The 13,889-nt window shown below is 54.5% G+C and carries 14 protein-coding genes; 3 read left to right on the top strand and 11 right to left on the bottom strand.

The features are described 5' to 3' along the window. Positions 1-8 precede the first annotated feature (8 nt). Complete coding sequence (locus ACR0FE_RS12525) at positions 9-683, bottom strand: GntR family transcriptional regulator (RefSeq protein ID WP_170611075.1); 675 nt, start codon at positions 681-683, stop codon at positions 9-11. Positions 684-692: 9 nt separating this feature from the next. Beyond that, positions 693-3,536 carry an FAD-binding and (Fe-S)-binding domain-containing protein gene (locus ACR0FE_RS12520; RefSeq protein WP_480912960.1) on the bottom strand — a complete coding sequence of 948 codons (2,844 nt, stop codon included), beginning with the start codon at positions 3,534-3,536 and terminating at the stop codon, positions 693-695. Between the two features lie 167 nt (positions 3,537-3,703). On the opposite strand from ACR0FE_RS12520, the gene ACR0FE_RS12515 reads away from it, so the two are divergent. Further along, a complete protein-coding gene (locus tag ACR0FE_RS12515; RefSeq protein WP_170494810.1) occupies positions 3,704-4,867 on the top strand; it encodes a pyridoxal-phosphate-dependent aminotransferase family protein in 1,164 nt (387 codons plus the stop codon). Here ACR0FE_RS12515 and ACR0FE_RS12510 read toward each other — a convergent pair. The 9 genes from ACR0FE_RS12510 to ACR0FE_RS12470 all read right to left on the bottom strand — a co-directional run bounded on the left by ACR0FE_RS12510 (position 4,854) and on the right by ACR0FE_RS12470 (position 12,710). After that, positions 4,854-5,939 carry a cytochrome c peroxidase gene (locus ACR0FE_RS12510; RefSeq protein ID WP_170816909.1) on the bottom strand — a complete coding sequence of 362 codons (1,086 nt, stop codon included), beginning with the start codon at positions 5,937-5,939 and terminating at the stop codon, positions 4,854-4,856. The two genes, ACR0FE_RS12515 and ACR0FE_RS12510, sit on opposite strands and share 14 nt — an antisense overlap. Before the next feature lie 41 nt (positions 5,940-5,980). Next, the gene (locus ACR0FE_RS12505; protein ID WP_170611089.1) at positions 5,981-6,358 is read right to left on the bottom strand and encodes a hypothetical protein; all 378 of its coding nucleotides are present in this window, start codon (positions 6,356-6,358) and stop codon (positions 5,981-5,983) included. Next, the gene (locus tag ACR0FE_RS12500) at positions 6,355-7,170 is read right to left on the bottom strand and encodes an amidohydrolase family protein (RefSeq protein ID WP_480536037.1); all 816 of its coding nucleotides are present in this window, start codon (positions 7,168-7,170) and stop codon (positions 6,355-6,357) included. The genes ACR0FE_RS12505 and ACR0FE_RS12500 overlap by 4 nt, the downstream gene beginning before the upstream one ends. A gap of 12 nt (positions 7,171-7,182) precedes the next feature. Beyond that, complete coding sequence (locus ACR0FE_RS12495) at positions 7,183-8,049, bottom strand: dioxygenase family protein (RefSeq protein WP_480912957.1); 867 nt, start codon at positions 8,047-8,049, stop codon at positions 7,183-7,185. Between the two features lie 10 nt (positions 8,050-8,059). Then, positions 8,060-9,364, bottom strand: a complete 1,305-nt coding sequence (locus tag ACR0FE_RS12490; RefSeq protein WP_010437378.1) for a TRAP transporter large permease — start codon at positions 9,362-9,364, stop codon at positions 8,060-8,062. Then, the gene (locus tag ACR0FE_RS12485) at positions 9,361-9,912 is read right to left on the bottom strand and encodes a TRAP transporter small permease subunit (RefSeq protein WP_170611098.1); all 552 of its coding nucleotides are present in this window, start codon (positions 9,910-9,912) and stop codon (positions 9,361-9,363) included. The genes ACR0FE_RS12490 and ACR0FE_RS12485 overlap by 4 nt, the downstream gene beginning before the upstream one ends. 30 nt (positions 9,913-9,942) lie before the next feature. Next, positions 9,943-11,016: a C4-dicarboxylate TRAP transporter substrate-binding protein gene (locus ACR0FE_RS12480; RefSeq protein ID WP_170611101.1), complete on the bottom strand. Its 1,074-nt coding sequence runs from the start codon at positions 11,014-11,016 to the stop codon at positions 9,943-9,945. 147 nt (positions 11,017-11,163) lie between these two features. Then, positions 11,164-11,829: a malonic semialdehyde reductase gene (locus ACR0FE_RS12475; RefSeq protein WP_480912955.1), complete on the bottom strand. Its 666-nt coding sequence runs from the start codon at positions 11,827-11,829 to the stop codon at positions 11,164-11,166. Beyond that, positions 11,826-12,710 (bottom strand): fumarylacetoacetate hydrolase family protein, encoded by an 885-nt coding sequence (locus tag ACR0FE_RS12470; protein ID WP_480912953.1) that lies wholly within the window; start codon positions 12,708-12,710, stop codon positions 11,826-11,828. The genes ACR0FE_RS12475 and ACR0FE_RS12470 overlap by 4 nt, the downstream gene beginning before the upstream one ends. Positions 12,711-12,794: 84 nt before the next feature. Here ACR0FE_RS12470 and ACR0FE_RS12465 point away from each other — a divergent pair, with 84 nt between their 5' ends. Continuing rightward, positions 12,795-13,181, top strand: coding sequence for a YciI family protein (locus tag ACR0FE_RS12465; RefSeq protein WP_171126194.1), 387 nt, complete (start codon positions 12,795-12,797; stop codon positions 13,179-13,181). A 42-nt stretch (positions 13,182-13,223) separates the two neighbouring features. Beyond that, positions 13,224-13,889: a GntR family transcriptional regulator gene (locus tag ACR0FE_RS12460; RefSeq protein WP_170611112.1), complete on the top strand. Its 666-nt coding sequence runs from the start codon at positions 13,224-13,226 to the stop codon at positions 13,887-13,889.

The raw sequence follows: 13,889 nt of genomic DNA, 5'->3' as shown, positions 1-13,889 counted from the left end.
ACCAGGGTTTAGCGAGGCGTCACTTCTGGCTTCAGCGCTTTTACAAGCGCCGAAAGTTTGTTCATCATGTGAATTTTCATTGCCTTACCAAGCCCATCTGCATCTCGGGCCTTGAGCAACTCCGTCATGGTTTCATGTTCGTCAATTGCCTGTGCCCAACGCTCGTCCGACAAGTTGGCCAAAAAACGTGCACGGCGGGCCCGCGCGGCCAAAAGCTTGTGGTGGTTTTCCAGTATGTCGTTTCGCGCGCCCTTTATAAGTGCCTGATGGATGTCTTGATTGGCTTTAAAGTACGCCTGTCGATCACGCGCTTCGTACGCGCTCAGCATATCCTTGTGGCTACTTTCAATCCGTTGAATTTCCGCAACGTCCATTTGCTGACACGCTAGTTCCCCCGCCAGTTGCTCAAGCGCTGCGAGCACTGGAAACGTGTTTTCCAATTCTTCCCTCGTAACACTCGCGACACGGGCACCCCGGTTGGCTTGAAGCACCACAAAGCCTTCGGATGCAAGAACCTTTAGGGCCTCTCGCAATGGTGTCCGGGAAACACCCAATGAGTCGCAAAGCTGTTTCTCGGGCACTTTCTCACCCGGCTTCAAAACGTCTTCGACGACAAGATTGCGCAAGCGTTCGACCAACTCTTCATGTAGGGTCGGGCGATTAATGCTATCCGTCAGGTTCATATCCACATCCTAATATTCAAGGACCATATCCAGCAGGCGCGCGACGTGCATCGCTTGGCGCTGCGTACCTTCGGCGATTTGGTGGCGGCATGATGTTCCATCCGCCACAACAATTGCATCCGCAGGCGCCGCCTCCAATGCTGGAAACAGGTCGAGTTCCGCCATCTTGATCGAGACATCAATAGTGCCGGGCGCGTATCCAAACGCCCCGGCCATACCACAACAACTGCTTTCGATCATGTGAACCTGTGATGCGGGAATACGCTTAAGTAAGTTGAGCATCGGTGTAACGGCATCGTGTGCTTTCTGGTGGCAATGACCATGCACATAAATGGGGCGATCTACCGATTTGAGAGGCAGATCCGGCTGTTTGGCCAGAAACTCCTCAAAGGTATGAGAGGCTTTGGATAGCAACTCCGCATCCCACCCCGGACAAAGAGCCAAAAATTCGTCCCGGAATGTGAGGATAGAAGAAGGTTCGAGACCGACTACCGGTATGCCCTGTGCAGCTGCTTCTCGCGTCGCGTCAATCACACGCTGTGCCTCGTGACGCGCCTCTTCCACGCAACCCTCGGCCAAAAGAGTGCGCCCGCAATCCAGCGGCCTTCCTGTTTGGTCATCTCTTGCTATGGCAACCCGAAGCCCTAGCGCACGCAGAACCCGGACAGCGGCGCGCAGATTGTCTGGCTCGAAATATCGGTTGAACACATCGGCAAACAGAAGCACCTGCGGATCTGTGTCTTGGGCCTCGACATCCCGGAACGGGTCGGAGGACCACACTGGCAGGTCACGTCGCGCCGAAATTCCAGTTGGTTTCTCCAACAGCGTACGCAAGGGCCCAATTTTGTTCCGAGCATTCAATAACCACGCGAATTTTGCAGCTTTTGGCGCATATCTCGGCAGATAAGCTATTAATTTATCAGCCAATGTCAGCCCGTCTTTTTTGCGCTTTGCTGAAAGTACTTCGATCTTCATGCGGGCCATATCGACGCCAGTCGGGCATTCATGCGCACAAGCCTTGCAAGACACGCAGTATTCCATCGTGTCCTGCATAGCGTCTGAAGTTAAACCACCCGGCAACTGCCCGCTGATGGCAAAACGCAACGTGTTTGCCCGCCCACGTGTGGCATCACGCTCGTTTCTCGTCGCACGGAAGGAAGGACACATTACTCCGCCCTTGAGCTTGCGACACGCACCGTTGTTGTTGCACATCTCGACGGCACCCTGAAATCCTCCTCCGGCACCCGGCCAAGCGGACCAGTCCAGCGCCGTTTCGAATTCAGGAACTGAGTAGTCCGGGCTGTAGCGGAATAGGCGGCGATCATCCATGGCAGGCGCGTGCACGATTTTGCCGGGGTTCATTAGCCCGGCAGGGTCAAACCGGGCCTTAACCTGTTCAAACGCGGAAAAGATGCGAGGGCCGAACATCTTTTCATGAAACTCTGATCGCACGATCCCATCACCGTGTTCGCCTGAATGAGACCCTTTGTATCTCTTGACTAGATCAAAGGTCTCTTCGGCAATCGCCCTCATTGTCCGGACGTCTTTGTCCTGCCGCATGTTCAGGACAGGACGAACATGGAGACACCCGACTGAGGCATGCGCGTACCATGTCCCTTTTGTGCCGTGCCGGGTAAAAATTTCGGTCAGGCCAGCGGTATAATCGGCGAGATCAGGCAACGGGACGGCGCAATCTTCCACAAAAGAGATCGGCTTGCCGGCCTCTTTCATCGACATCATAACGTTCAACCCGGATTTTCGGTATTCGGCGATCGAGTTTTGCAGTTTGGTATCAGTAACTGATACAACCCCTCCCCAACGGTTTTCAGTCCCACTGAAATCAAACCCGAGATCTCCCATCAGTTGCGATAGCTCGACCAGCTTTGCAGCATTGGCGTCAGCGCTACCCTCAGCAAATTCCACTAACAACAACGCTTCAGGGCTGCCTTCTACAAACGCCTCAATCGTACTGCGGAACAATGGGATATCTCTCCCCAACGCAATCATGGTGTCGTCGATCAATTCTACCGCCTGCGGCTTGAGCGTCACGAGGTGCTGTGTTGCCTCCATCGCAGCACGGAACGTCGGGAAATGACACACGCCGACAACTTTCTCGCCCGGCAAGTGAGCAAGGTTCAGTTCCAATTCAGCGAAATAGGCCAGAGTGCCTTCTGACCCCACTAGCAAATGAGACATGTTGACGTCGTTGCCGACAAGCGCATCGATGTTATACCCGCCCACACGACGCTGGAGATTGGGAAACCGGGCGTCAATTTCCGCAGCCTCGCGACGCCCCAGAGCACGCATGTCCCCAACAAGATCGGCATAATCGCCAGATGCCGTCGTATCGGCGCTGAACCGTGCTTCCATACCATCGCTGAGGATTGCACTTATTGCACGGACGTTATCGCGCATGATCCCGTAGCGCAGGGATTTTCCACCAGAAGAGTTGTTGGCGGCCATTCCTCCAAGCGTGCAACGCGACGCGGTCGAGGGGTCTACGGGAAACCATAAGCCATATTGCTTTAGTGACTGGTTCAACTGATCCAGAACAACGCCGGGCTGAACACGCGCGACACGGTTCTCAACGTCCACGTCAAGAACACGATTCAAGTGCTTGGTGTTGTCTAAGACAACGCTTTGATTGACCGTTTGCCCACATTGCGATGTGCCGCCGCCGCGCGGAAGAACGGAGCATCCTTCGTCGCGCGCTACAGACATCACGGCCTGCACGTCCTCTTTGTTTCGGGGAATGACCACGGCGTCCGGCATCATCTGATAGATCGAAGCGTCAGTCGAGTATCGTGCGCGTGATGCCGGGTCAGCCATCACCTCGCCTTGGACGTCAGACATCAGTCGGCGATGCAACGATCCATTCTCAAGCATCGGGTTCGCCTTCCCTTCCCAATTAGCCAATTAGAAGCTTCACTTCACCGTTGACTGAATAATGAATTCATAATTAACTTTTGCCAATAGGTAATTGCGCCACTGTTTCGGCGCCAGCGGAAGGATCAGTTCAGATGCGCCAGGCGGGCAGACATTTTTTGCAAATCCCAGGGCCAAGTGCCGTGCCGGAACGCATCCTGAAGGCCATAAGCATGCAGACCATCGATCACCGGGGGCCAGATTTTGCAGAAGTAGGCCACAAAGCCCTCGCTGGGATGAAAACAATTTTCAAGACAGAACAAAACGTCTTTATCTACCCTTCATCCGGTACAGGCGCGTGGGAAGCTGCGCTTGTGAACACAGTGTCGCCGGGCGGAAATGTTCTCATGTACGAAACAGGACATTTCGCATTCATGTGGTGCAACTTGGCTGAAAAAATTGGGTTACAGCCAGAGTTGATTGAAGGGGATTGGCGTGGCGGTGCGGACCCCAATCAGATAGAAGACCGCTTGCGCGCGGACAGTCAGCACGAGATCAAGGCGGTATGCGTCGTCCACAATGAAACCTCTACCGGGTCAGTCTCGCCTATTGAGGAAGTGCGCAGGGCAATAGACACGGCGAAACACCCTGCCCTTCTTTTGGTTGATTCAATCTCTGGCCTTGCATCGATCGATCTTAGGTTCGACGAATGGGGCGTAGATGTCTGTGTCTCCGGTTCGCAAAAAGGGATGATGCTACCGCCGGGTCTCAGCTTCAACGCTGTGAGCGATCGTGCTCTGGAACATTCAAAATCCGTGACCATGCCACGCAGCTATTGGAATTGGCAGGATATGGTCGAGCCGAACCAGAAAGGGTTCTTCCCTTATACCCCTGGCACCAATCTTATCTATGGATTGAATGAGGCCATCGATATGTTGCACGAGGAGGGGCTGGAGAACGTATTCGCTCGTCATGCCCGCCACGGAGCCGCGACTCGAGCTGCCGTGCAAGCATGGGGGCTTGAGGTATTGTGTGCCCGCCAAGGTCAGGAGTCAGGCGTACTGACCGCTGTCAAAGTGCCTGAGGGACATTCTGCTGATGCCTTTCGTGCGACGGCGCTGGAGCACTATGATATCTCACTCGGAAATGGTCTATCCAAAGTAGCCGATAAGGTATTCCGAATAGGTCACTTGGGCGATTTCAACGACCTGATGTTGATGGGCACACTCTCAGGCGTAGAAATGGGACTCGCCAAAAGCGGCGTGCCGCACACTACAGGCGGTACTCAGGCTGCATTGGAGTATCTCAAGGCCGCGTAACGCCGGACAGAGTCTCCAAAAACTCAACCAGGTCTGCAATCTCCTGCTCGGATAAATTCAGTTCAGAGAGTATGGCTTCGCCATCGGCGTGAAGCCTTTCTATATCAATTTCGTTATAGTGTCGGACCACGGCGTCCAGATCATCCAGGCTGCCGTCATGCATGTAGGGGGCGGTTTCGGCCACACCTCGAAGGCTGGGCGTACGAAAGGTTCCAAAATCGGAATGGCTCCTTCGTACATTTCGGACCGCCCACGCGCCTTGCTTTTCCGGATCGTCAGTCCAGTCTCCGTCCAATGTGTAAGGGCTGGAGAGCAAGAAGTTCAGCCCTCCGAACCGGCCATCGTCAACTTCGGTTTCACTCAGAAAATATGGCACGCCCGCGTCGTGGAATTCGTTGTTGGAAAATCTCGGGCCATTATGGCAGAACGCGCAATTCCCGCGCCCCAAGAAGAGCTGAAGCCCTCGCTGGGCAGCTTCGGGGTAGTTCGCAGCCTCTGCCAGATCGCTGCGCTCCAACGCGTCGCGAAAATCGTCAAATTGTGTCCGCTCGGTTACCAGCGTTTCCAGATAAGCCGATAGGGCTTTGGCAATGTTTACCAAGACCTGCTCTGTGTCTTGGCTTTGAACATCGCCAAAAATGACCTCAAAATCTTCAATGTACGTACTCTCGGAAATGGCTCTCATTAGGCTTTCTTTGCTGTGCGCCATCTCTTGTTCTTCAATGATCGGATGCAAGCTGGCAGCCCACAGATTATCGCTCTTTCCGCCCCACCCGTACCATCGCAGACCTGCCAGATTTCGCAGAGATGGCGTATTCCGATCCAAAATCACGCGACCGAATGTTCGTGCCTCGGAGTTGGTGAGTGCCTGCTCGGGGTCGTGACAACTTGCACAGGCAAATGCACCATCAATCGACAACACCGGATGGTCGAAAAGCGCTGCGCCCAGCGCAATCGCTCGGGGATCGTTTGAAACCTTGTTGCTTGGATCAGGTTGGAATGATGGTGGCCACGGCCCAAAGGACAGCGTTTGTTGGATTTCGTCTTCTGACAATAGGACTTCTGCACGCACCGAACTCGTCAGTAAGACTAGCGCAGCTGTCACCCACAACTTCATTTCAGCGCAATGTCAAAGGTGTAGGATACCGATTGCCCGTTGTATTCGACGTCCACTTGAAGCTCCCACATTCCCGGCATGTGAAATAGCATATCATCAATACGGAACACACCGTCGCCTTTTGCAGTGACGACTGGAAGGTAGTTCATCCCGTGTTGGTGAGCAGGCATGATTGCATCGACGCGCATATCACTCACGGCAATTTCGCTGCACACAGTGAGGAGTATTGAAAACGGTTGAGCCAACGGAATTTCGTTGACAGTCACATGCACAGCAGGCGCGTTCTGAATTTCCGAACCCATCCGTTGCCCGGTCGCCTCACAAGCGACGGCAGCGCCGGAAGATACCAGAAACCAGACGAGCCAGCGGATCATTTTGTTGCCAGCAATCGTTCTGCGTTGGCATAGGCAATGTTGTCCGCTATCTGGTCTGGAAGCAAATCCAGCCATTCGCGTGAAAAATCTGCATGCGGGCCGACGTAATACCAGCGCTCCGGCGCAAATGTATCGGTACCGACCATAAACCGATCAGGATGCGCTTCGAACGCAGCTTGCCAATCCGGATCGACACGGCCCCGCGAGACCATGTCGGAACGAAACGCCAGATCGGCCCAAAGCCGGGGATACGCATTCAAAGCGTCGACAACCTTTCCTGGATCGTCAAAGCCAGAATGTGCCCACAGTACCCGAGCTTCAGGCCAGGTTTCGAAGATCAGGTCAACTGCCTCTCGATCGCCGTGGTGGTGTAGAATGAGGTTCCGCTCTTTCGCCAGTGCAATCATGCGCTGGATAACCGGCGTCTTAATGTCGTCTCCGTAAGCGTGAAACTCGCCGATGGCTTCGTAGTCGTTCTTGGCCAGATTTGCTTCCAAATAGTCGATTACGGTTTCATCGTACATCCAGGTGTTGATTTCACCGCGACGCCGGTAAGGGCGCAGTGCCGGAACAACGATATCTGGTGCTGCGGCCAACAACAGCTGAGTACCATTGTCATCCGAGCTGGAAACCAGGGCTTTCCGCACGCCTGCATCCCGCAGGATTTTGGCCACTTGTTCGGGCGGAACCAGTTTCACGGCATCATGGCTATAGTGAATATGTGCATCGAAAATCGGTCGCTCATCGGCGATGGCCACTCCACTGACTAGCGCTGCACATACAATAAATATGTATTTTAGCACTTCAAGCATCCTCCATAGCGTTCAGTCCCGAGCAAGCGTGACGTCGAAATTCACGTGCAGGTAAGGTTCAGTGATCCTACCAGAAAGTGCCATGTCATCGGGAAATTCCGAAGCTGGTCGTTCAACATACGTCATCACCAGATCGTCTCGAACACCAAAGACCGTATCCTGATCCAGATAGGGATCGTCGTCCGGAAAAATCTCGGTCACGAGTGAGCGATAGCCGGGGGCTTTGACGATAAAGTGCAGGTGTGAGGGCCTCCACGGATGGCGACCGCAAGCACGCAGAATATCGCCAACTGGCCCGTCAGACGGCACAGTGTATTCAACTGGCTCTACTGTGGTGAACGCGTATCTGCCATCGTCACCAACTGTCATCAACCCGTGGAAAGAGTAGGTGTCCTGTTCTTCATCCTGACTGGCGTAGAGGCCGTTGGGTGCCGTTTGCCAGATGTCGAGTTCTGCTCCTGCAATTGGATTGCCCGCTGTGTCTCGAATGATGCCTTCAGCAAGCAGAACCGGCCCGCCGTAGTGTCGTTTCATATCCCCACCCATGGGCAGCGGAGGTGCGCCGGATACATGAAACGGGCCCAACACCGACGAACTTGTTGCGTCTGGACTTGAATGCAGCATGTCCACCAAAGAAGACAGGCCCAGGACGTCCGACGCCAGCACAAACTCGTGCCGGTCCTCGGTTTCCACAGCGGCACAGCCCTCGAGAAACGCAATCCCAGCTCGCCATTCGTCATGCGTCAGGTTGGTTTCGCGCGCGAAGTCATGAAGGTGTTTGACAAGTGACCCCATGATTTCGCGCATCCGCGGATCGGTGTCCTTGGACAGGTATCCCATGAACACGTCGGTGATATTATCTTTGGTGACAGAGCGCATCTGTGCCTCCTTAAATCAGGGCAAGGCTGAGGATCGGGAACTCGATCAGAATAAACAGAACGATCAGCATCACGAACGCAAAGGGAAGTGCGCCCATGAACACATCCTTGAGCGATATTCGGTCATCGTTGATCGTCGATTTGATGACGAAGCAAGATATGCCCAAAGGCGGGGTCAAAAGCCCGATTTCGGCGCCGACCACAGTGATAATGCCAAACCAGATCAACGACATGTCCAGGGCTTCGGCCATGGGCAGGAACAGCGGGACGACGATCAGAATGATGGACGCTGTATCGAGCAAAGTTCCCAGAAAAAGCATCAAGAGAACGTAGAGCAGCATGATCGACCAAAAGGACGCGGAATTTCCCGCGAGCAAATCCTGCAACTGATTGGGCAGCCCGGCCAGCCCCAGCATGCGACTATAGATCGAAGCCGCCGTAATCAGGAACAAGATCGCCGCTGTAATGTGACCGGTTTCCAGCAACGCGTCCCAGAACGCTCTTGGTGTCATGGACTTGCGTACGACTGCGATCACGAGCGCAACCAGAGCCCCGGCGGCACCCGCCTCGACAGCGGTTAGCCATCCTGTGTAAATGCCACCGAGCACTACCGTGATAATGAACAATGTGGGCAGGGTCTTGGATGCGATCTCGCGCCCGGACATCCATTCGGTGTCTTCGACGACCCGGCCGCCCACAAATGCAGGTGTAAAACGGCCCATCAACCAGATCGCGCCCACATAAGCTATTGCCAGCATGATACCGGGTATTACTCCCGCCAGAAACATGTCCCCTACGGACTGTTCGGCGACAAAGGAATAGATGATCAGCATCGCCGAGGGTGGAATAATCATCCCCAAAACCGACGACCCGGCCACAACCCCAACCGCAAAACGTGGATTATATGCCTGCGCCATCATCTGCGGGACCGAGACCTTGGTGAACACTGATGCGGACGCAATGGACGACCCGGTAACGGCCGCAAACACAGCATTTGCTCCGACGGTCGCCATTCCGATACCGCCTTTGACCTTGCGAAATCGCATGGTCATGACCTCGTAAATATCCCTCCCTAGTCCCGCTTTTGAAACGATGAGGCCCATAAAGGTAAACAGCGGGATTGTCGCGAAACTGTATTCCATCGCGCTGTCGCCCACCGCAACCTTCAGCAGGTTGAGCGCAAGCGTGAAGTTGTCCCGCATCAGCCAGATCGACACGAAGGAGACCACGCCCAAAGCAATCGGAATGTAGACGCCCGCGTAAATCAGAAAGACTATGGCAACGACCGAGATCAGGCCAATCTCAATCGGCGTCATTCTGCGGCCTCGTCATGCTCTGGGGTGCGAATAAGTTGCGGGCGGTCCTGCGCCGTGACGACCTTGAGCAGGAAGATCACGCAGGCAAGCGCAGTACCGCACGCGATGACCAGTTTGACCGGCCACCAAGGCAATGTGAAAAGACCGGGCACTCCGAAGTAGTCCTGTGTTTCCCACATGTGAAGAAATTCTGGGAAGGTTACATAGGCGATCAAGGCCATGAAGATTGCCGAAATGGCGTTGATGATGCGCCTCAGGTTGGCTGTCAGACCGGGGCGACGATGGTGTAGCAGGTTCAGAAACCCATCTGAGCGCGTCAATCGATCCACTCTGACAACGTCGGCCAGCTGCAGGAACACGATCATCACGACCGAGAATTGCACCATCTCGTAGGTTCCGCGCATTGGGGCCGAAAACAGGCCCCGCGCAATGACGTCAACATTCAGAATGACCACCAACGCTAGGACGACAAGCGTACCCAATGCGTTGGCGGCGATAGCAAGCGAATTGGCGACCCGCGACAGGACGGCAACTGCGGTCTTCAGCATGTCTGGCCCCTTTCTCGGGTCGCCGAACGATTATTCGGCCGTCCAGTCCCGCACACCAGTGAAACCAGCATCCTGAAGCTTGCCGAGATAAGCGGCCAGCATATCTGTGCCCTGCTCGCCGTTCTCATTCAGCGTTGCAGCCCATTCCTGCGCAACATTGGGCATCGCATTTGCCCACGCAGCGCGGTCTTCGTCCGAGATTTCAATGATCGATCCGCCAGCTTCTACAAATGCATCTCGCGACGCAGCGGCTCGATCCATTGCAATACCTGCCACGTGGTCACGGTAGTCGATAGCCACGGCCTGTAGTACTTCTTTGACCTCATCGGGCAGACTCGCCCAGTAGTCGGCATTGACGGTGACTGTTTTTGTATTCACCGCACCAAGGTCTGCCTTCAACATGTAAGGGGCCACTTCGACGATTTTGAACGTCTTGGAAGCTTCCGGCCAAATCATTACGCAATCGACAAGGCCGGTTTGAACCATGTTGTAGAAATCAGTGAGGCCTCCGCGTACGCCCGCCGCGTCCTTGATACCCTCGAGATAGCGCAAGTTCAGGCCGGCACCCGCGATCTTGCGTCCTTCAAGATCTGCAACTTTCTCGACCGGCTCTGAGCAGAACATCTGATATGTGTCGAGCACAACGCCCGTCGCCAGATAAACCTGATTTTGCGCAGCAAACTCATTCTGCATAGCCGGGTATTCTCGCGCGATTTCGTCAACTGCCTTGGCCACTGCACGAGCATCCGACGCGACGAATGGTGTCGAGCCCGAGATCCCCTGGCTGGGCAGCTTGGACGAATGGAAGATGGTTGTGACGATGCCAATGTCGCCCAAACCCAACTGTACACCTTCCAGAACACCTTTGGGTTTTACAATAGAACCGCCATAGTTCTCCTGCCAGTTCATCTTGTAATTGCCGGACTCTGCCAACCGCTTATCCACTTCAGGAATAAAGAAGTTTGTGAATTCTTTCACCCACAAGGCCCGGTCTGGGTAACCATCAATTACGACAGCTGAAATGGTCTCTTCCGCTGCGACTGACAGTGCCATAGTGCTTGCCACGGCAACACCCAGTAGACTGCACTTGGTCCAGTTTTTCATTATCTCTCCTCCCAGAAAGTTTGATCTTGTTGCCCTTTATTTGTTCGCCTTGAACCCCGGCAGTCAGTCCTTTCCACACCAACGGATTTGCGCAGCATTGCGACGGCAAAGTACGTGGCCGATTGGCCGCCCACTTGCGTCATTTCCTCATGCATAAGAACAAACCCTGTCGAACGGAAATCGCGGCAGTTTGTGAAACAAACCCGTTTCATCGGCGTAACCTAGATTGCACAGAAAGTTCGATTTGAGGGTGGTTCCTGCAAAGAACTCCTCGTCGACAATCTTGTTCGAAAAGCCTGACATGGCACCAACGTCCAACCCAACGGCCCGTGCCGCGATCATGAAGTAGGCGCCCTGAAGCGTACCATTGCGAAACGCCGTATCGGCCACGTAATCGGGATTATTTTCGAACAACGGCCGGCGATCTTCGTGTGGGAAAAGGAAGGGCAGTTCCTTCCAGAACTCCATGTCGTGGGCAATTATGGCCGTGACTGGCGCGCCCATCATCTTTGGCACGTTCTTTGGCTTCAAAGACTTGGCAAGCCGCTTTTTGCCATCGGCACTTTTCACGAAAATGAACCGCGCAGGCAGTGTATTCATACTGGTCGCGCCGCTGATCGTGATGTCGTAAATCTCTTCAAGCAACGCGTCGGAAACCGGCTTGTTTGTCCACGCATAGTGCGACCGGGACTCGCGCAGAATCAAGGCGATTGCGTCATCCGACAGACGAGGAATTCGCGCGCGCAGTTCGCGATGATCTTGCTGCGCCTTGGCGCGAAGTGCCTCCAGCTCTGCCCCGGTCGGTGCGCTCATTCTGCTGCCACCTTTGACCTGTTGTCTTTTTCGTCCACGATCGGGCTGGAACAGACGCCGATACCTTCGATCTCGACTTCAACGGTTTCGCCCGGCTTCAGCCAGCGAGGGTCGGGTTTTTTGGCGTGGCCCACGCCCGGCGGTGTTCCCAATGCAACCAGATCTCCCGGTTCCAGGGTCATGAATTCCGAAATTGTCGCGATCACCTGGCGGACACCCCAGATCATGTTGGCGGTATTCGAACTTTGAAGAACCTCATCGCCAACGCGGCTTTCGATCTTGAGGCCCGAAGCGCCTTCAGGCAACTCATCCTGAGTCACGGTGAAGGGGCCAATTGCGCCCGTGTCGTCAAAGTTCTTACCCGGTGTCCACTGAACCGTTTTGCGCTGATAGTCCCGCACCGAACCATCGTTGAAAACGGTATAACCAAACACATGATCCAGCGCCTTTTCTTCCGAGATATGGCGACCGCGTTTCCCAACGATCAGCATCAATTCCGCTTCATAATCGAAATGCTCGGAAGCCGCCGGTCGCACCATGGGTTTGCCAGCCGCCATGATTGAGTTCTTTCCGCGCATGAATAGCGTGGGGTACTCGGGAATGTCGTATCCACCTTCTTTGATATGGTCGGTATAGTTCAATCCCATGCAAACAATGGTGCCGGGGGCGGCCACCGGCAATGCCGGCGTGATAGTCGAGACTGGCACAGGCACCGCTGCTGAGATTTTATCGGCCAGTGAGTTGCTCAAACCAGGATCGGCAATCAACCCCATCAGATCTGTGCCGACACCAGAGTCCAAAGCCGTTAAATTTACTGCTTTTTCGCCGTTCACGGCAAACACCGCGGTACCTTCCAAAGTCTCTCCCACTAGGTATTTCATTTTCGTCATCCATATCAGTTTGCTTGATTTTTGCCGATTATTTTGCCATATGTCAATTAATATCGATTTTATTGGAGGGCGCAGATGGTTGCCTGGGCAGACTACAAATCAGAAGCACAGAGCCGCGGCGCACTTGCTTTGGAGCTTTACGTTGCACACAGCACGCCTGCCAAAGCGCCCGAAGACGTGAAGGCGTCACTTCCTGATCACCTGGCATATCAGGCGCAGCTTGAACGTTCGGGTCAGCTGGCTTTTGCCGGACCAATGTCGGATGAAACCGGTGAGCATATGCAGGGAATGGGCCTGATCATCTACCGCGCCGACAGCCTTGAGGCCGCTCGAAATCTAGCCGAGGACGACCCGATGCATAAAAGCGGTGCGCGCAGTTTTGTTCTTCGGCGCTGGATGATCAACGAAGGCTCACTGAACCTGACAGTCGGTCTATCGACCGGAACAAGCGCCCTCAGTTAAAAGCACTTCAAAGATTGCGCATTCAAAGAGGAAAAGTCGGATATGGACGTCATGCTTGATACCGAGGGCAAAGAGAAATCAGCCACTCATGGTGCGTATCGACGGCTGCGCGATATGATCCTCACAGGCGAGTTGCCGCCCGGACAGAAGCTCAAGATCGAACAACTCCGTGGCCTTCTGGATACGGGCGCAAGCCCGGTTCGGGAGGCGCTTAGCCTCCTGACGTCTGACATGCTGGTCGAACGGATTGATCAGCGCGGATTTCGGGCGGCGCCAGTCAGCAAATCCAACTTCGAGGAAATACTGTCGCTCCGATGCAACCTCGAGGAAACAGCGCTGCGCGCTTCCATCGCTAATGCAGATGGAGCTTGGGAGGACAGGCTTGTTTTGCGGCATCACCATATGAAAAAGGCCAGTCAAAAAAGTGCACCAGACTTCGAAGACGCCCACAAAGTGTTTCATATGGCCTTGTTGGAAAATGCAAAACTGCCGTTGCTGCTACGGTATTGCTCGCAGCTTTATGACCTCAACATTCGCTATCGTTATCTGGCGGCGGGAGGGCCCAGTTACAAAAAGCGCGATATCGCTGCCGAACACCAGCAAATCCTGGATGCCGCACTCAACCACGATGCAGACAGCGCGACCCGGCACTTGCTCAACCACTACCGCCGAACGGGTGAGTACCTGAGCAGTCAGATGGAGTCCTGA

The organism is Ruegeria sp. K7, assembly GCF_056531785.1.
This window is presented reverse-complemented; position numbering and strand designations above follow the sequence as displayed.